Origin of the sequence: Mesobacillus sp. MER 48, assembly GCF_023714225.1 — a bacterium.
Taxonomy (GTDB): domain Bacteria; phylum Bacillota; class Bacilli; order Bacillales; family Cytobacillaceae; genus Mesobacillus; species Mesobacillus oceanisediminis_A.
This window is the reverse complement of record NZ_JAMAUR010000007.1, coordinates 1-17015: the sequence shown is the minus strand read 5'-3', so window position 1 is coordinate 17015 and position 17015 is coordinate 1. Positions and strand designations below refer to the sequence as shown.

18 protein-coding genes are annotated in these 17015 nt (G+C 44.0%); 11 read left to right on the top strand and 7 right to left on the bottom strand.

The genetic code is table 11. The annotated features are described in order from the left end of the window. Positions 1 to 4: 4 nt before the first annotated feature. From M3593_RS19325 to pepF, 6 genes are all read left to right on the top strand, one after another. Positions 5 to 790, top strand: coding sequence for a nucleotidyltransferase domain-containing protein (locus M3593_RS19325; protein WP_251544582.1), 786 nt, complete (start codon positions 5 to 7; stop codon positions 788 to 790). 58 nt (positions 791 to 848) lie between these two features. Next, the gene (locus M3593_RS19320; protein ID WP_144480224.1) at positions 849 to 1244 is read left to right on the top strand and encodes a TIR domain-containing protein; all 396 of its coding nucleotides are present in this window, start codon (positions 849 to 851) and stop codon (positions 1242 to 1244) included. Then, positions 1245 to 1766 carry an SF0329 family protein gene (locus M3593_RS19315; RefSeq protein ID WP_144480222.1) on the top strand — a complete coding sequence of 174 codons (522 nt, stop codon included), beginning with the start codon at positions 1245 to 1247 and terminating at the stop codon, positions 1764 to 1766. It begins immediately after the preceding gene. A 17-nt stretch (positions 1767 to 1783) separates the two neighbouring features. Further along, positions 1784 to 2257, top strand: coding sequence for a GNAT family N-acetyltransferase (locus tag M3593_RS19310; protein ID WP_251544583.1), 474 nt, complete (start codon positions 1784 to 1786; stop codon positions 2255 to 2257). A 97-nt stretch (positions 2258 to 2354) separates the two neighbouring features. Next, positions 2355 to 3140: an SDR family oxidoreductase gene (locus M3593_RS19305; RefSeq protein ID WP_251544584.1), complete on the top strand. Its 786-nt coding sequence runs from the start codon at positions 2355 to 2357 to the stop codon at positions 3138 to 3140. Positions 3141 to 3275: 135 nt separating this feature from the next. Beyond that, on the top strand, positions 3276 to 5090 hold the full coding sequence (gene pepF / locus M3593_RS19300; RefSeq protein WP_251544585.1) for an oligoendopeptidase F: 1815 nt from the start codon (positions 3276 to 3278) through the stop codon (positions 5088 to 5090). 48 nt (positions 5091 to 5138) lie between these two features. On the opposite strand, the gene M3593_RS19295 is transcribed toward pepF, so the two are convergent. Then, complete coding sequence (locus M3593_RS19295) at positions 5139 to 5957, bottom strand: N-acetylmuramoyl-L-alanine amidase (protein WP_285848122.1); 819 nt, start codon at positions 5955 to 5957, stop codon at positions 5139 to 5141. Between the two features lie 159 nt (positions 5958 to 6116). On the opposite strand from M3593_RS19295, the gene M3593_RS19290 reads away from it, so the two are divergent. Next, positions 6117 to 6422 (top strand): hypothetical protein, encoded by a 306-nt coding sequence (locus M3593_RS19290; protein WP_144480214.1) that lies wholly within the window; start codon positions 6117 to 6119, stop codon positions 6420 to 6422. Between the two features lie 434 nt (positions 6423 to 6856). Further along, positions 6857 to 8326: a sodium/proline symporter PutP gene (gene putP, locus M3593_RS19285; RefSeq protein WP_144480212.1), complete on the top strand. Its 1470-nt coding sequence runs from the start codon at positions 6857 to 6859 to the stop codon at positions 8324 to 8326. Between the two features lie 666 nt (positions 8327 to 8992). Here the strand turns inward: putP and M3593_RS19280 are convergent. Then, positions 8993 to 9721, bottom strand: a complete 729-nt coding sequence (locus M3593_RS19280) for a ZIP family metal transporter (RefSeq protein ID WP_251544587.1) — start codon at positions 9719 to 9721, stop codon at positions 8993 to 8995. A gap of 489 nt (positions 9722 to 10210) precedes the next feature. Here M3593_RS19280 and M3593_RS19275 point away from each other — a divergent pair, with 489 nt between their 5' ends. Beyond that, entirely contained in the window at positions 10211 to 11395 is a 1185-nt protein-coding gene (locus M3593_RS19275) for an MFS transporter (RefSeq protein WP_251544588.1), read from the top strand. A gap of 42 nt (positions 11396 to 11437) precedes the next feature. Here the strand turns inward: M3593_RS19275 and M3593_RS19270 are convergent, their stop codons facing one another. From M3593_RS19270 to M3593_RS19260, 3 genes are all read right to left on the bottom strand, one after another. Further along, complete coding sequence (locus M3593_RS19270) at positions 11438 to 11758, bottom strand: hypothetical protein (protein ID WP_251544598.1); 321 nt, start codon at positions 11756 to 11758, stop codon at positions 11438 to 11440. Positions 11759 to 11873: 115 nt separating this feature from the next. Further along, positions 11874 to 12332, bottom strand: a complete 459-nt coding sequence (locus M3593_RS19265) for an SRPBCC family protein (RefSeq protein ID WP_251544589.1) — start codon at positions 12330 to 12332, stop codon at positions 11874 to 11876. A gap of 12 nt (positions 12333 to 12344) precedes the next feature. Continuing rightward, positions 12345 to 12767 carry a DUF1801 domain-containing protein gene (locus tag M3593_RS19260; RefSeq protein ID WP_251544590.1) on the bottom strand — a complete coding sequence of 141 codons (423 nt, stop codon included), beginning with the start codon at positions 12765 to 12767 and terminating at the stop codon, positions 12345 to 12347. 361 nt (positions 12768 to 13128) lie between these two features. On the opposite strand from M3593_RS19260, the gene M3593_RS19255 reads away from it, so the two are divergent. After that, entirely contained in the window at positions 13129 to 13644 is a 516-nt protein-coding gene (locus M3593_RS19255) for a DoxX family membrane protein (RefSeq protein WP_251544591.1), read from the top strand. Between the two features lie 59 nt (positions 13645 to 13703). Here the strand turns inward: M3593_RS19255 and M3593_RS19250 are convergent, their stop codons facing one another. Both M3593_RS19250 and M3593_RS19245 read right to left on the bottom strand, forming a co-directional pair. Continuing rightward, positions 13704 to 14675 (bottom strand): phosphotransferase, encoded by a 972-nt coding sequence (locus tag M3593_RS19250; RefSeq protein ID WP_251544592.1) that lies wholly within the window; start codon positions 14673 to 14675, stop codon positions 13704 to 13706. Positions 14676 to 14785: 110 nt separating this feature from the next. Continuing rightward, positions 14786 to 15484 (bottom strand): YhcN/YlaJ family sporulation lipoprotein, encoded by a 699-nt coding sequence (locus M3593_RS19245; RefSeq protein WP_251544593.1) that lies wholly within the window; start codon positions 15482 to 15484, stop codon positions 14786 to 14788. A gap of 310 nt (positions 15485 to 15794) precedes the next feature. Here M3593_RS19245 and M3593_RS19240 point away from each other — a divergent pair, with 310 nt between their 5' ends. Beyond that, positions 15795 to 16310, top strand: a complete 516-nt coding sequence (locus M3593_RS19240; protein ID WP_144480180.1) for a DoxX family membrane protein — start codon at positions 15795 to 15797, stop codon at positions 16308 to 16310. The last annotated feature ends 705 nt before the right edge of the window (positions 16311 to 17015 follow it).

Sequence of the window (17015 nt, the reverse complement as noted above, 5' to 3'; positions counted from 1 at the left end):
CGTTTTGAAAGAGACCATTTTAAGATCGCTTGCAAAAATAGAAGAAGACTTTGATGTAAAAATCCTGTATGCGGTTGAATCCGGCAGCAGGGCCTGGGAATTTCCTTCAAAGGATAGTGATTATGATGTCCGTTTCATCTATGTTCATAAAAAAGAAGACTATCTGACGATTGACCAGATGGGGATCGGCAAGAAAAGAGATGTGATCGAATTGCCGATCAATGATTTGCTGGATATCACCGGGTGGGAACTGACCAAGGCCCTGAAGTTATTCAGAAAATCAAATCCGCCGTTAATGGAATGGCTGCGATCAGGGATCGTGTACTATGAGGATTTTTCAACTGTCGACAAGATGAAGGAGCTAAGCAAAGAGGTTTTCGCGCCGAATTCCTGCCTGCACCATTATTTGAATATGGCGAGCAATAATTTCAGGGAGTACTTGCAGGGAGATCAAGTGAAAATCAAAAAGTATTTTTATGTCCTAAGGCCGGTCCTGGCTGCCCGATGGATTGAAAAGTACAACGAGTTCCCGCCATTAGAATTTCCGAAACTACTCGAGGACCTTTTGCCTGAAGGGGAATTGAAGGGCGAGATTGATACCTTGCTGAAAAGGAAAATAAGCGGGGATGAACTGGATTTTGAACCGAAAATTGATGTCATCAACGAATTCCTGAACGAAGAGATTACACGATTAAGAGAATATGCATCAACACTTGAAATTGATTTGCCTGATTTCACCCCAAAGCTGGACCAGCTTTTCAGGGATACGCTGGAGGAAGTTTGGAAGTGAGTTTTATAGCGTAGGCTGCCTTTGGACGGCGGTCTTTTTTTAGAGGGGGAAAAGGAAAGTGAAAAAGTTTTACGCTGCATCGAGCTTTAAGAACATAGAGGCAGTTCGGTATATCAGCAAGCAGCTGATCGATAGAGGTTATATTCAGACATATGATTGGACGAGGAATGAAAGAGCCTCTACATTTAAAGACTTAAAAGAAATAGGCCAAAAAGAAAAGGCCGCAGTCATGGAGGCCGATGTCGTGATCGTTCTTTTGCCAGCAGGAAAAGGCAGCCATATCGAAATGGGGATAGCACTTGGACTTGGGAAACGAATCTATCTATATTCACCAAATGGCGAAGTGGATCATTTCGAAACAACCAGTACGTTCTATCATTTGCCTGAAGTGCAGAAATGTATTGGGAGTTTGGAAGAGTTAATACAAGAGGTTATGGAGGAGGAGCTTGCATAATTGCGCAGCCAACTATGGAGTAAGTTGAAGAAAAGATTGGATAGTTTAATATGCGATTCTCTTAAAGGGAGAGTGAATTTTACAGTCACTAACTATCGAAGGGCACACGATCAGATGGGAAGGGCATTTGTCACAGTGGATAAAAAGGAAGTTCTTAATATGTGTACGATTACTTCTGATATAAGACTTCATAGAAAGGATCGTGAATTACACAGACTGAATGAAATGGGCTATGATGATCCCGGAATTAATCGTGAGATAGGTGTTACAGCACACGAATTGGTAAAAAAAGAAGGAATCTATGCACAGTACGATTTTTACGATAGTGTAGAAGAATTTTTGAATCTGCCAATAGATCAGGCTTTGAAATCCGAAGATATGGTCGTGAAAATTCTTGCGTTGATCGACCGGAGGGCAGGGAAGCGAACTTTAATAAAGCTGAGGGAATCGATCAAAAACGAATTGGAGATTATTCAGTATTTTTATAGCCTGCGTTGTGAAGCGGAACAAATAAATGATTGATAGAACTGGAGGGGAACATGATCGGGAAATATGAGGTCAAACAAATAAATAACCTGCTGGATATGAAGCTGGATGATCTGTTCGCTGAAAGCAAGCAGGAGGGATTTCGTTTCGTTGAAAGATTGATCAATGACTATAAAAATGGCAGCAATACGTTCAGCCTTGCGGGTGAAGGCCTGTTTGGCGTTTTCAGTGAGGAAGGAACTCTAATTGCAATTGGCGGCTTAAACCAGGATCCGTTTTCGAATGGGCATAAGATTGGCAGGCTGAGAAGGTTTTATGTCAGGAAGGCGTTTAGGAGACACGGGATCGGAAGCCTTCTGGTAAAAGGAATCATGGATGAAGCGAGTAAGCATTATAAGGTTCTGGTGCTTCACACTGACACGGAACAAGGTGATCTATTCTACCGTTCTATTGGATTTTCGAAGGGTGAACGGTATCCAAACTCAAGTCACTATATTGATTGCAAGCCGCATCAAGCTCAGAGTTAATACTCTGGGCTTTTTTACATGGATGACTTCCATGTTTCGGCTGACACTCTCGTGGGAAGATGAAACTATTAGAGTTATAGGATTGGAGGAATCAGACATGGCAAAAACGATTTTTATCACGGGTGCCGGGAGCGGTCTTGGCCGAGGAGCGTCTCTGGGCCTGGCGAAAAAGGGTCACCGTGTGATTGCGACGACGGAGCTGACTTCGCAGAAGACGGATTTGATGCGAGAGGCTGAGGATCTTGGACTTGATATGGAAGTGTTCAAGCTTGATATAACCAATGCGCGGGATCGTGAACAGATCCGTGAATATGATTTTGATGTGTTTGTCGCGAATGCGGCGATCAATGAGGGCGGACCGCTGGCCGAGGTGCTGATGGACCGGATCCGCGCGCTTTTTGAAGTGAACGTGTTTGCCACGCTTGAAACGGTGCAAATCGCAGCGCGAAAGCTGGTGGAGAAAGGCAGCGGGAAAATCATTTTCATGAGCTCGATGGCTGGCATATCGGCTACGCCTTATGTTGGACCTTATACGGCTACCAAGCATGCAATTGAAGGAATCGCGCAAACAATGAAGTCAGAGCTTGCGGAATTCAATGTGAAAGTAGCGACGATCAACCCTGGAGCGTTTGAAACGGGCTTCAATAAGCGTGCAGCTGAGGAAAAGTGGAAGTGGTACGATGAGGAGAAGAATTTTACCAGGAAAGAGGATATGGAAAAGCAGGAGGAAGGACTGAAGGATCAGTTTGATCCTGAGGACATGATCACAAAAATGGTTGAGATCATTCCTGCCGACCATCATAAATTCCGGACAGTCTATCCGGAGGAGACAGAAAAGCAGCTTAAAAAGACGCAAGAAGAGAGATGGACTATGGACATCTGACAGTGGAGACAAAGCCTGGCATTTGTTTGAGTGCCAGGCTTTTTACTGCTCTGAGACGTCCAAAGATTCCAAGTGTATTGATTTTTTGTTGTGGTATAGCTGTAATAGACGAAAAATCATGAGGAGGGGAGCAAGATGGCGAAACAAAATGAACGAATGAAAAGACAGGATGTGGATCAAGAACAGACTTGGGATTTGACTGCTCTTTTTGAAACGAGAGAGGACTGGGAGAGGGAACTGAAGGCTGTCAAGGAAGATTTGCCGAAAGTTACTCAATATAAGGGGAAGCTTGGGAATAGTGCAGCTGAACTGCTCGAATGCCTTGAGGCAAGAGAGAAGCTGTTGGAGCGTCTTAACCTTGTCTCGATGTATGCAGATTTGCGGCAATCGGTTGACCATTCCGATTCTGAAAGGCAGAAGGATGCGGCTTTGGCAAGTGATGCCCAGTCGATTGTCAATGCGGAGCTGGCTTTTGCAGAGACGGAAATCATCAAGCTTCCGAATGGGAAACTAGAGAGTTTTTTAAATGAGGAGCCAGGATTAGAGCCTTTCAAAAAGTACTTAAGCGACCTGCAGGATCGGAAGCCGCATGCACTTGGTGAGGAAACGGAGGGAACGCTGGCAGCTCTCGGTTCATTGTTCAGTTCGCCTTACAATATTTATAATCGCGGCAAATTGTCTGATATGCAATTCGATCCTTTTATTGATGATGAGGAAAATGAAATTCCTTTATCTTTTGCTTTGTATGCAGGAAAATATGCCTCATCGCCTTCCAGTATGGTAAGGCGGAATTCATATGAATCTTTTAACAAGACCTTGAACCGGTATAAACATACATTTGCTGCAACCTACGCAACCCAGGTGAATCAAGAAGTGACAATGGCCAGGCTAAGGAACTATGAGTCTGCCACGGCAATGCTTCTGCATGATCAGCAGGTCACCCAGGAGATGTACGATAACCAGCTGGATGTCATCCAGAAAGAATTGGCTCCGCATATGAGGCGCTATGCAAATTTAAAAAAGCGTGTCTTAGGCCTGGATAAGATGACAAACGCCGATCTTAAAGCCCCTTTGGACCCGGATTATAAAATAGAGACTAGCTACGAGGAAGCGGCTGAAACAGTGAAAGAAGCGTTAGAAATAATGGGACCAGAGTACAGCGAGATGATCAAGACAGCTTTATCCGAGAGATGGGTTGATTATGCGGACAATGTAGGGAAAAGTACGGGGGCTTTTTGCTCGAGTCCATATGGCGCACATCCATACGTTTTGATGACATGGCCAGATACGATGCGCGGTGCATTCACACTCGCCCATGAATTGGGCCATGCCGGCCATTTTTACCTGGCAGGTAAAAATCAGAGGATGACGAACACCCGCCCATCGAGGTACTTTATCGAAGCGCCGTCAACGATGAACGAGATGCTTCTTGGAAATCATTTATTGAAAAACACAAACGACACTCGTAAAAGGCGCTGGGTCATCCTGCAGTTATTGGGGACATATTATCATAATTTTGTTACCCACCTGCTTGAGGGAGAGCTCCAACGCAGGGTATACAATCTGGCTGAAAAGGGAGAACCGTTGACAGCAGATTTATTATCCAAGTTGAAATTGGAGGTTTTGAAAAATTTCTGGGGAAATTCTGTTGAAATGGATGAAGGAGCCGGCCTGACCTGGATGCATCAGCCACACTACTATATGGGCTTATATCCATATACGTATTCTGCCGGATTAACCGTCTCCACGCTGGTTTCCCGGCAAATACTTGAAGAAGGCAAGCCGGCAGTGGAAAAATGGCTCGAAGTGTTGAAGGCTGGAGGTACGATGAAGCCATTGGACTTAATCAAAAAGGCAGGAGTCGACATGTCCAGGCCGGAACCAATCCATGAGGCAGTTGAATATGTCGGTAAGCACATCACCGAGCTGGAAGAAAGCTACGAGCAGTAACTGCATGAAAACAGCCGAATCCGGGAAGGATCCGGCTGTTCATACATATTAGTCTGTCGTGATAAATGCATCGATTCCCTGGCTTTCAATCTGCTTGATCAGAGTTTCTGCATTTTCACGATTCGAAAAGGCCCCAGCTTGTACACGGTACCAGGTCTCGCCTGAAATCTCAGCAGTTGTTACGAAGCTTTCAAACCTTTTTGCTTTCAGGTCTGCGGCTAGCTGATCAGCATTCGATCTATCCTTAAAAGAACCGGCAATCACTTTGTGTAGAGATTGTACGCTATCGGTCGCTGATTCTTCCCGATCGACATTATCCTTCGGTGTCAGATTGGATGCTTTCGCAATGCCATTGGCATGTCCCCGGGCAACATCGCGTCGCCAGGATTCCTGCTTCATGAGGGCGGCATCCTGGGCATTATCGATAAAGCCGTTTTCTGAGAGCATGGCATCCATCTTTGATTCTCGTAGAACATGAAAATCGGCATTCTTCTTGCCGCGGTCATTGAGCTGGTTCAGTTTCATGACTTCAGTGTGGATGGTATCGCGGTAATTCGCGGCTGATGAATTATTTGAAAGGCTGCTATAGATATAATCCTCGTACCCGCTGGCTGAACCATTGTCAGAGTTTATGTGGATCGACAGATAAAAATCAGCATCCCATGAATTGGCTTCATCAGTACGCTGAACCAGACTTTTCGTGACATCGCCTGTCCTGCTCATCCTGATTTCAACGTTTTTATAGTTATTTTCCAGTATTGAACGGAGTTTAAGCGCAATATCGAGGGTCAAATCCTTTTCACGGAGACCATTTCCCTGCGCGCCAGGATCCGAGCCGCCGTGGCCAGGATCTAAATATAGTTTCATCAAACTCCCTCCTTTATAATTTGCTTTCCATATAGGATATGCTGGGGAAATGTATTGGTAAGGGTGCCTGTCTTGGGAAGAGGGTAGTTTTTCTTTTTTACTGGAACCTTTGATGTTTGAAATCGTAGAACTTAGTAAGTCTGATTAATGGGGTGGAAGATGAAAACTCAGCTAAATGCGAAAAATGAGAAGGACCGGGACTCAGATTTGAAAAAGGTAATGAATATAATCGGTCTATTCATATTTGGAGGGCTAGTACTGACAAGTATCACTAACCCAATGCCAGTCGGGTACCTTAAAGAATATTTGCTTTTCATCGCCGGCAGTGCCTTTATTTATTATGTTCTGCTGAACATCTATTTCATCGGAGGTTTAGCGCGAAAATTGTTTTATGCAAGTCTGATTGTTCTTGGAATGGGCAGTTTGTTCATGGTGCTTTACCTGGTTAGTCATTCATCACATTGAGCAGCCTTATTTTGTCTGTCTTGATGTGAAAGTGCCGTGATTGCAAATGACTGTTCAATTGTGGATTATAATCAAAACTCCTTGCTTTCATGGAGTTTTAATTTGGATAAATATTACTTGCACAGTCGCTGAATAAGCATTTCTGAATTTTTTAAATATATTTACTTCTATTAATTTTGGAAGCGCTTCCATTCCCAACGGACTAGTCAGGGCGCGGTTTTTGCCTGTTCAAAATAAGGTGTAACATCCTTGAAACAATTCAGGATGTTTGTTAGGTTAGATAACCGTAAGCCCCCTGAGGGCAAAAAAAACTTGGACGGCATAATTAACATAAAGATTTTTTCAGTGTGGTTCGGCTGAATTTTTTTGTATGCCTGAGTATATTACCACTATGTTAATTATTTCGTTTAGGGAAAACGAAAAGGAGAGATTTCATGACTTTTGAAGTATTTATATCTTTAGGGATTTACTTTATTGCAATGATCCTCATTGGATTGTATGCATACCGCAAAACGTCTGATCTGTCAGACTATATGCTTGGAGGGCGAGGTCTTGGGCCGTCGGTAACTGCTCTTTCAGCAGGTGCGTCTGATATGAGCGGCTGGATGATGATGGGCTTGCCTGGAGCAATGTACGCCTCGGGTATTTCCAGCGCCTGGATCGCAATTGGGCTATCGATTGGTGCCTATTTGAACTACCTCATTTTAGCTCCAAGACTTCGAACTTATACGGAGTTGGCAAATGATTCAATTACAATCCCCGATTTCCTTGAAAACCGCTTTTCAGATAAAACTAAAATTCTGCGTTCTGTCTCTGCAGTTGTTATTATCATTTTCTTCACGCTGTACACCTCAGCGGGTTTTGTTTCGGGCGGTACTTTGTTCGAATCGGCATTCGGGCTTGATTATCGTACGGGATTGTTCGTGACAGCTGGTGTCGTCATCATTTATACGCTATTCGGCGGCTTTCTTGCTGTTAGTTTGACTGACTTCGTACAAGGTGTCATCATGTTCCTTGCGCTTGTCCTGGTGCCTGTGGTTGCTTTCACAGAACTTGGAGGACCAACAAATGTCATGGAAACAGTAAGTGCAATTGATCCTACAATGATGGATCTCTTCAAGGGGACGACTTTCCTTGGAATCATTTCACTATTGGCATGGGGTCTTGGTTACTTTGGCCAGCCTCACATCATTGTACGCTTTATGGCAATCAATTCTGTAGAAGAGCTTAAGCCTGCACGAAGAATCGCGATGACTTGGATGATCGTATCGATTATCGGTGCTTTGGCAGTTGGACTAGTTGGAATAGCTTATGTTCAGGTAAATGATGTTGCACTTGATAACCCTGAAACAGTATTCATCATGTTTGCAAACATCCTGTTCAACCCATATATCACGGGATTCTTGCTCGCTGCGATTTTAGCTGCGATCATGAGTACGATTTCTTCTCAGCTGCTTGTTACATCAAGTGCGCTGACGGAGGACTTTTACAAAGCGTTCTTCCGCCGCGAAGCATCGGACAAGGAATTAGTATTTGTTGGACGTGCAGCCGTGCTGCTTGTAGCATTAGTCGGAATCGCGCTCTCATACACTCCAAACGATACAATTCTTTCATTGGTCGGTAACGCATGGGCTGGTTTCGGTGCTGCATTCGGACCGGTCATGCTCCTGAGCCTATACTGGAAGAACATGAACCGATGGGGGGCACTCTCCGGAATCATTGTCGGTGCGCTAACCGTCATCATCTGGATCAGCATCGATGGACTATCAGAGTTCATGTATGAAATGATCCCAGGATTCTTCCTGAGCCTGATTGCCGTGATCGTTGTAAGTAAAATCACAACAGGACCAGGCAAAGCGGTAAAAGAAGAATTCAATGAAATGGAAAACATTATGACTGAATAAAAGAGTGAAGGCTGCCGGTATGATGCTGGCAGCCTTTATTTGAACTTTCCCGGCTTCTTGACATAGCTCTCGATGATGAAGCTTCATAGGTTTTTGATTTGGAAGATACATAAGGGAACGGTAATGCTGAAGAGTCCTATCTGCCCGAAAAAGAGCAAAGTGAAGGATTTCGGTCACATAAAAGGGGATTATGTGCCCGTAAAAGAGTAAAGTGAAGGAGTTGGGTCAGATAAAAGGGGATTATGTGCCCGTAAAAGAGTAAAGTGAAGGAGTTGGGTCAGATAAAAGGGGATTATGTGCCCGTAAAAGAGGAAAGTGAAGGAGTTGGGTCACATAAAAAGGGATTATGTGACCGTAAAAGAGCAAAGTGGAAGAGTTGGGTCACATAAAAAGGGATTATGTGCCCGTAAAAGAGGAAAGTGAAGGAGTTGGGTCAGATAAAAGGGGATTATGTGCCCGTAAAATAGGAAAGTGAAGGAGTTGGGTCACATAAAAAGGGATTATGTGACCGTAAAAGAGGAAAGTGAAGGAGTTGGGTCACATAAAAGGGGAATATGTGCCCGTAAAAGAGAAAAGTAGAAGAGTTCGGTAACATAAACGAAGAATATGTGCCCGAGAAAGAGGAAAAGCTCCAAGAAAACGACCGGGCTTGTCGCCCGGCATAGTTTATGACAGATGATGCAGAACCAATGAAGCCAGCAGACCAAGCGCGGTGATCAGGCCGGTGACGGGTCCGCTTTCTTCGTAAGCTTCTGGCATCATCGTGGATGCGATCATGGCAATAATGCCGCCGCCTGCGAATCCTGAGATTCCAGACATGAAAGCCTCCGAGGCATCTTTGAGAAAAAAGTAGCCAGACCAGGAAGAAAGCGTGGCAATCACCAGGACGGAAACCCACATCACTGAGATTTTCAGGCGTGAATATCCACTTTTCCTCAATCCTGCTGTACTGGAAAGTCCTTCAGGAATGTTGCTGATGAAAATGGCGATGACGAGAAGGAAGCTAACGGTATTTTGTTCAAGAAGGCTTGCGCCAATCATGATCGACTCTGGTATGGCATCCATGACTGTCCCTATAAAGATCGCAATTCCTGCATTTTCAGCTGCCTGCTTGCCAGAACGTTTCCGGTCGGATGCTCCTTTTCTGGATACTAGTAGATCTAGCAGAGTAAAGATAGAAGCACCTGCGACAAACCCAATGCTGCTTGCGAAAATTCCGCCTTCGTGAACCGCATCTCCTAACAGTTCATAGGAAGCGGCGCCAATCAGGACACCTGTGCCAAAGGCCATGATCCAACCAATGACCTTTTTAGGAATGGAAAAAATCATTGCCGCCAGGGAACCTAGCAATACTGCAGATCCTGACACTGCTCCCCAAAATGCTGCATTCCACATATGTACTCCCCTTTCATAATAAATAAAACTACCCGCTTATGATTGGAACAAAACTGTGGTGTGAGGGGAGGCGTGGCTGAAGTATTCTTATTTTATCCCGTCTAAAAAGATATTATCATCCCATTTTCCCGGCATATGTACCGAGTAATCTTTGACGTCTTTGGCAGCTCGTTAGAAGCAAACATTTTATGAAAAAATTCCTGTGGAGTCAGCTCTGCTTTTTTCAGATAATCCTAAACAACGGTTATGTCATATCTCGCCATCAGCTCGGAAGGGAGGTTAGTGGCGCTGTCCGTGATGTTTTTGATCATGGTAACTCCACCTCTACAAGGTTTATAGCATTTTTAAAAGTATGGTTGCATGCAGGCAGATACTTAAGGCTCTGGACACATCCATGTTAAAGCGTTATAATTTAATTCGTTTTCCGAAATAATTTTATCAAGCAAAATAGACTATTGCATTCAACAAGTAAAGCGAGGAGGAAGCTTGATGCCAAAAGAAAAACTTTGGACGAAGGATTTTATTTCAATCTCGGTCGTGAACTTCGTCATTATGTTGTCGATGTATCTTTTGATTGTGACAATGGCCTCATACGCTGCCGATACATACGACGCTACCAGCAGTATGGCGGGGCTGGCCTCGAGTATTTTCATCATTGGGGTTCTTTTTGCCAGATTGTATGGCGGTAAAGAAATTGCAAGGATTGGCAGCAAAAAGATGTTGCTTGGAGGAATTCTGTTTTTTGTTCTTATATCTGCTCTTTATCTCATTCCTTCTAACATCTATTTTCTGCTTGTCATCCGTTTCATGCATGGGATTGGGATCGGGTTTGCTTCGACAGCAACCGGAACGATTGTGGCGCAGGTTGTTCCTGCCAGCAGGAAAGGGGAAGGGATCAGCTATTTTAGCTTGAGTGTGATTTTATCTACAGCCATTGGCCCGCTGATTGGCCTGGCGATGATCAATGAGTTTGGTTATATAAGCATGTTCATATTCTCCCTGGTCGTCGGTGCTGCGTGTTTGCCGATTGCACTCACAATCAAAGAACCGGTCGTGGACTACCAGGCCGATGGAACGAAAAGCAGAAAGTTCAGCCTGGCTAATTATTTTGAACCAAATGCCCTTCCGGTATCGATTGTCATGTTCATCATCGCGCTTTCATATTCAGGAACGCTCTCTTTTATCGCGTCATATGCGAAAGAGGCAGGTCTTGCTGAGGTGGGCAGCATGTACTTCTTCGTTTATGCGATCGCCGTTTTATTGTCACGGCCATTCACTGGCAAACTGATGGATGCCAGAGGCGCAAACAGCGTGGCATACCCTGCATTGCTTTTATTTGCGGTCGGAATGTATGCCTTGAGCCAGGTCAGTTCCAGTCTGATTTTCCTGGCAGCTGCAGCGCTGATCGGTTTAGGATATGGAAATTTTCAATCCATCGCCCAGACGATTGCCATCAAGATGACACCGCCGCACCGCATGGGACTCGCAACCTCAACGTTTTTCATCGCTATGGATATGGGCATAGGTGTTGGGCCATTCTTGCTCGGCTTCATGGTGCCGAATTATGGTTATAACGGCTTGTATCTTGCCATGGTGCCGCTGATTCTCATAGGTTTTGTCTTCTATTACTTTTTACATGGTAAAAAAGAAAACAGGCTTGTGCATGATGCATAAAAGGAACCTCACCAGACAATGGTGAGGTTCTTTTTATACCTATTACATCGGTGCATAGTTCGTGTTGTTTTCAACATCTGTTTCCTTCTCCAATTCTTCCATTTCCATATGAGTCTGCGGGAATCCATTTGCGATCCACTCAGCGCGCATCGCAGAGTCTAGCTGGGTAAGCCCTTTTTCCGCGGGATCGATGCCCGCATCGACACTTTCCATCTGGTCCATTTTCGCGCTGTTCCTCATGTCGGTATCCTCAAGGAAACGTATCGCATCCCGCTGGCTCTTGCGGTAGGCAGCTGTCAGAAGTACAGCGCCGCCCGCTGATAGCAAGGAAGCCAGTACAAAATTTTTGGTCGATTTTTTCATCATCGGTCCCTCCATCTGAAAATAACTACTCTTGCCCTTTTAATTCCCGTTTTATATGTCTTTAAAAAGACCAGTTATTTACATTTTTGTTGCAGGAGGGGAGATTGGGAACCATTTATCTCATTTTCTCATCAAGATGTTCAAGGATCATTTCCCAAGCCGAATCATGGCGGCTTTTTGATTCTTCATTAGGGAAACCTTTGTGTGACAGGGTTAAAAGTGCCCCATTTTGATGAGATGTTAATTCAATTGTGACCACTGTTTCTGCACCCTCTGTTCCACCTGCACCTGTCAGCCAGGTGAATTCAATCAGGCGATTCGGTACGATTTGCAGAAATCTTCCGTAATGAGGATGCCGCTGTATCTCACTTTTTTCGTCCAATTTAAACACTGTTTCAAAGAAAAAAACTGAATTGACCTCGGCCTTCATAATTAGCGTGCCGGGGGCCGCAAACCATTCGTCGAACTTTTCGGTCCACGCTTCAAAAAGAACCTCAGGCGGGGAACTCATGATCCTTTCAACGGTGAAGCCATATGGCCTGGCAGTAAGATCTGGGATTGTTACAGGTTCCATTCGTATTCCTCCTTATCTGGCAGGGTATCTTTCTTTTAAAAAGACAACAGACTGATGAATCAGTGCTTTCAATACTTCAGTATCAATATCGTCCACTTTGTTGATGTACACACATGCTTTTCCTGAGGTGTGTTTGCCGAAATCCTTCAACAAAGCCTCTCTTTCGGTGTCGCCAGTGGCAAAATACAAGCTGATCTTGGCTTTGCGCGGTGAAAAGCCGACAAGCGGGGCATCGCCTTCATGGCCGGATTCATATTTATAGTGGTAGGATCCGAAACCAATGATGCTTGGCCCCCACATTTTAGCTTGATATCCTGTCGTATCTGTAAAAATATCCAATAATTTGTACGCATCGTCACGCTTCTTTGGGCTTTCTACACTCTCGATAAAGCTGATGACACTATGATCATTTTCTTTTGTTTTCAGTTCGTACACGTTAAAAATCCTCCCTCCACGTACTAATCATGACTCGTATTTTTTACATTCTAGAACTGCCGGTTTAAATCCTCTTTATATTGCTGGAAAGGGAAAGAAAGAGTGCGTTTAGTGAGGAGAGGGACCCTTATGAGGCAAGAAAGGGGATGTATTTAGAGAAGAAGGGGACCCTTATGCGGCTGGAATCGCAATCATAAAGGTGCTTTTAGAAGCAAAAGGATCCCTAAAATGAAAGGCTGTCAAAATTCGTTCAAAACATTTCAACAGAAATGTGAACAGTTTCACAAATAACCCTATTTTCGAGATATATTTGATATCTTAAGAGTGTAATAATAATAATTAAATTATTGGAGTGAGGAACATGATTGCAAAATGGTTAAGAGAGAACAATATTGCCGCTGGTATCTTGACTGTGATTAGGGTATGGCTTGGATACAACTGGATGACTGCTGGCTGGGGCAAGTTGACTGGCCCTGGATTTGACGCTACTGGATTTTTAAAAGGAGCAGTCGCAAACCCGGTTAAAGGTCCAGATGGACATATGGTATATGGCTGGTACGTTAACTTCCTTGAAAACTTCGCAATCCCGAATGTTGATATTTTCAATACAATCGTGCCGCTAGGGGAATTCCTTGTTGGCCTTGGATTGCTGCTTGGAACACTGACAACTGCCGCAATGTTCTTCGGCCTAGTGATGAACTTCAGTTTCTTCTTAGCCGGAACTGTATCTCACAACCCAACTGACATCTTCTTCGGATTCATCATCCTGGCTGCTGGTTTCAACGCTGGTAAATACGGATTAGACCGCTGGGTTGTTCCATTCATCCGCAAAACAGTATTCAAACGCGGTGAAGATGGTGTCAGAAACGTAGCATAACCTGAGTTAACTCCCCCCATATTCATAAATCGTGCTGCCGGGAAATCCCGGCAGCATTTTTATATTCCTGAAAACAAGTCCTCCAGGCAATCCCAATTTTCCGCTATCCACACATTCTCTTCACGGAACCGTTTAAGGGGCGTGGAGTCTCCAGGCTTCTCAACCCGGACCCATTCAGCTTCTTTCCACCAGTTTAGTTTTATCGAAGTGATCAGTTGTTCAAGAGGTAATGCCTTGTATTCCCGATAACCGCTGACAAATGCCAAAACGCCATCCACGTTCATTCGATTTTCATCAACGCAGCATGACAAGATCGGCCGTGAAATATCAAAATCGGTATAGACAACATTCATCCGGTCAAAATCAAGAATTGAAGAAACACCATTCTCGCTGAATAAAATATTATCCGCAAACAAGTCCCAATGTGCCCAGCCTTTATCACATTGAGTAAATAAGGATGTATCGTTTTCCGCGAGAATCCTTCTTTGTATCTCCAGATTTTGAAGGGTTTTGCTGCAATCAAGAGCAATGGCTTCTTCATATCTCTCATTCCAGTTTTCCAGCATTTCAGGTTTTGATAAAAGATCCCAATGAAGCGGCTCCCTGGCTATATTTTTCTCAAGCAGCACGTGCATCCTGCCAATGACCTTTCCCAGACTGTACATTTGAGAAGAGTTAGCGCTCCCCGGTGGGAGGGTGAATCCCTTATTAAAACCCATGAGAACGAAGCGTTCGCCATTCTCCGTATTCAAGACAAAATTCCCTTTATAGGGAAAAAGCTTAGGACACGGCAGGCCCTCCCCGTACAACATGTTTTGAATCTGCAGTGCTTTTTCCAGGCCGGGAACCCTTTCCTCCGGATATCGCTGCTTGTTATATTGCTTTACAAATAAATCGCCGGCAGTTGTTTTGACCTGCCATTTTAAGTTTTTATATCCTAAATGGATTGGATTCCAGCTTTGAATTTCGATTCCAAACAAGCGTGTGACCGCTTCAAAGATCTCCTCTTTTATCTCAGTGTCAACGACCATGTTAATCTCCCTTAGTATAGATCTAAGCTATATTTCGCGAGGAAAGGGAGAAATTCCTGTTTTTAATGGGCAGCAAAAAAGCATAGGAAGCAAATCCTATGCTTTTGACTTTATCTTCTGAAGAGATCGTCCATCGAATTGCGGAAATCTTCGAACAGGCCGTCCCTGTTTCTGTCGGTGCGGATATCATCGGCGAAGGTTCCCATTCTGTTATAAGCGGTGCGGTCAACAGAAACATAAACTCTGTCGATCCCTTTGTTAGTCTGGCGGACTCTTTGCTCAATCTGCTTTTCCAATAAAGTTACTGTCTCGCCATTATTGCGGACTGTTCCATTCATGTCATTGTCATTTCCATTGCCCAATATATTGGCACCATTATTGCCATCATTCCTGCGGTCTTTTCCAGCATCGCCCTGCCCGTCAATAATGCCATCATTCCCGGCTGAGCTGTCATCCTGGTCAACGCGGCCATTTTTGGCAAAAGTCCTGCCATTGCCATCCAGTGCATCATTGACCTGAGCATTTCCATCGTTGTCGAGGTTATTGTCCGCCAGTCTTACTCCAACATACGCATTGTTATCGGAGATGATGACCCGTGCATCATCAACCTCGGGCATCTGCTCAATTTGGCGTTCCGTACGGTCAGCAAGCTGAAGTCTGTTATCCTCGGTAGCTACAGGACCACGTCTAACCTGGTTGATTTCTACCTGCTGGTCACGATTGTTATCGGCTGCATTATTATTCGCTCCGCATCCGGCCAGGCCCATTGTAAAAACTGCACATCCTGCAATGATGATTGATTTTTTCATCCAGATCACTCCTAGTTTGGTTTAGTCATCTTTATGATGTCTAAATTTTGGAGCGATATGCAGGGGGCAGAAAGGAAGTTTTGCTTCTTCCTGTAGTACGGAAGTTGGTTGAATTGCGGAAGAAAGATGATCAGCAATAGTCAAGAGAAGGCAGCCTTTTTAAAAATTGCCCTCTAAAAACGCCATTGTCACCATTCGTTCAAAAGATTTCAACGGAATTGTGAATTCATTCACAAAACACCCTATTTTCAAGATAAATTTGATATCTTATAAGTGTAATAATAATAATTAACTTATTGGAGTGAGGAACATGTTTGCTAAATGGTTAAGAGAAAACAATGTTGCTGCTGGTATATTGACTGTCATTAGGGTATGGCTTGGATATAACTGGATGACTGCAGGCTGGGGTAAATTAACAGGCCCTGGATTCGACGCTACAGGCTTTTTAAAAGGAGCTGTCGCAAACCCGGTTAAAGGTCCAGATGGAAATATGGTGTATGGCTGGTACGTGAACTTCCTTGAAAACTTCGCGATCCCGAATGTGGATATTTTCAACACAATCGTGCCGCTAGGGGAATTCCTTGTTGGACTTGGATTGCTGCTTGGAACACTGACAACTGCTGCGATGTTCTTCGGACTCGTGATGAACTTCAGCTTCTTCCTAGCCGGAACCGTATCTCACAACCCAACTGACATCTTCTTCGGGTTCATCATCCTGGCTGCTGGCTTCAACGCCGGTAAATACGGATTGGACCGCTGGGTTGTTCCATTCATCCGCAAAACTGTATTCAAACGCGGAGAAGCCGTCGAACGCAACGCTGCTTAACCTTTGTAAAATCCCCCTTTTAAATAGAAATGGCTGCCAGTATGACTGGGAGCCATTTTTTTATTTGTTGAAGGAGTATACGAGGTATTTATGGTGGAATGTGACTATGGGTAGGGATTATCCTCTTATTTGCCACATCATCTCTAATCCTAATGTCACTCCAAAATTTTAGAAACAGAAGCTAAAGAGTCATATTGAACATACAAAGCAGGAATGTTTAGTAAGATAGTGTATTTATACATATGGACGGAATTAAAAAAACTGCTAATTTCTAGCAGTCAAAGATAATGCGTTTAGGAGTAGTAGAATGTCCTGTTGAATAGCATTCCCTACTTGGTCATCGCTACAGTATTTTAACTCGTTCTGTAAACGTCCAAGTTCTCTTATAAATAGTAAGTGTTCATCCTTACTAAGCATAGTGTATTTACTCCTTTACATAGGAAAAGACACTATGTCTGTACAGGCTATCACTAATACATTGGATTTACAATCTTTATCTCTGGTTTCAATTAAGCTGCTCGTGAGTAAGAAGACAATATACAATACGTATTCATTTCATTATTAATTTAGAGGGTGCTTCGTATTATAGAGTTAACCAGTATTTACTGGTTGGCTCTTTTTTTTATAGGACCTATTATTTCAGTAGCCAGGGTAGAACGTACGGGTGCGTGGGAGTTGGATCTCGTCAGCTAAACTGTTCGCCCC

What these genes read in the sequence shown, in the direction of transcription:
- M3593_RS19310 (WP_251544583.1), top strand. Translation starts at nt 1,784, where the DNA reads ATGATCGGGAAATATGAGGTCAAACAAATAAATAACCTGCTGGATATG.
- M3593_RS19305 (WP_251544584.1), top strand. Translation starts at nt 2,355, where the DNA reads ATGGCAAAAACGATTTTTATCACGGGTGCCGGGAGCGGTCTTGGCCGA.
- pepF (WP_251544585.1), top strand. Translation starts at nt 3,276, where the DNA reads ATGGCGAAACAAAATGAACGAATGAAAAGACAGGATGTGGATCAAGAA.
- M3593_RS19295 (WP_285848122.1), bottom strand. Translation starts at nt 5,957, where the DNA reads ATGAAACTATATTTAGATCCTGGCCACGGCGGCTCGGATCCTGGCGCG.
- M3593_RS19290 (WP_144480214.1), top strand. Translation starts at nt 6,117, where the DNA reads ATGAAAACTCAGCTAAATGCGAAAAATGAGAAGGACCGGGACTCAGAT.
- putP (WP_144480212.1), top strand. Translation starts at nt 6,857, where the DNA reads ATGACTTTTGAAGTATTTATATCTTTAGGGATTTACTTTATTGCAATG.
- M3593_RS19280 (WP_251544587.1), bottom strand. Translation starts at nt 9,721, where the DNA reads ATGTGGAATGCAGCATTTTGGGGAGCAGTGTCAGGATCTGCAGTATTG.
- M3593_RS19275 (WP_251544588.1), top strand. Translation starts at nt 10,211, where the DNA reads ATGCCAAAAGAAAAACTTTGGACGAAGGATTTTATTTCAATCTCGGTC.
- M3593_RS19270 (WP_251544598.1), bottom strand. Translation starts at nt 11,758, where the DNA reads ATGAAAAAATCGACCAAAAATTTTGTACTGGCTTCCTTGCTATCAGCG.
- M3593_RS19265 (WP_251544589.1), bottom strand. Translation starts at nt 12,332, where the DNA reads ATGGAACCTGTAACAATCCCAGATCTTACTGCCAGGCCATATGGCTTC.
- M3593_RS19255 (WP_251544591.1), top strand. Translation starts at nt 13,129, where the DNA reads ATGATTGCAAAATGGTTAAGAGAGAACAATATTGCCGCTGGTATCTTG.
- M3593_RS19250 (WP_251544592.1), bottom strand. Translation starts at nt 14,675, where the DNA reads ATGGTCGTTGACACTGAGATAAAAGAGGAGATCTTTGAAGCGGTCACA.
- M3593_RS19245 (WP_251544593.1), bottom strand. Translation starts at nt 15,484, where the DNA reads ATGAAAAAATCAATCATCATTGCAGGATGTGCAGTTTTTACAATGGGC.
- M3593_RS19240 (WP_144480180.1), top strand. Translation starts at nt 15,795, where the DNA reads ATGTTTGCTAAATGGTTAAGAGAAAACAATGTTGCTGCTGGTATATTG.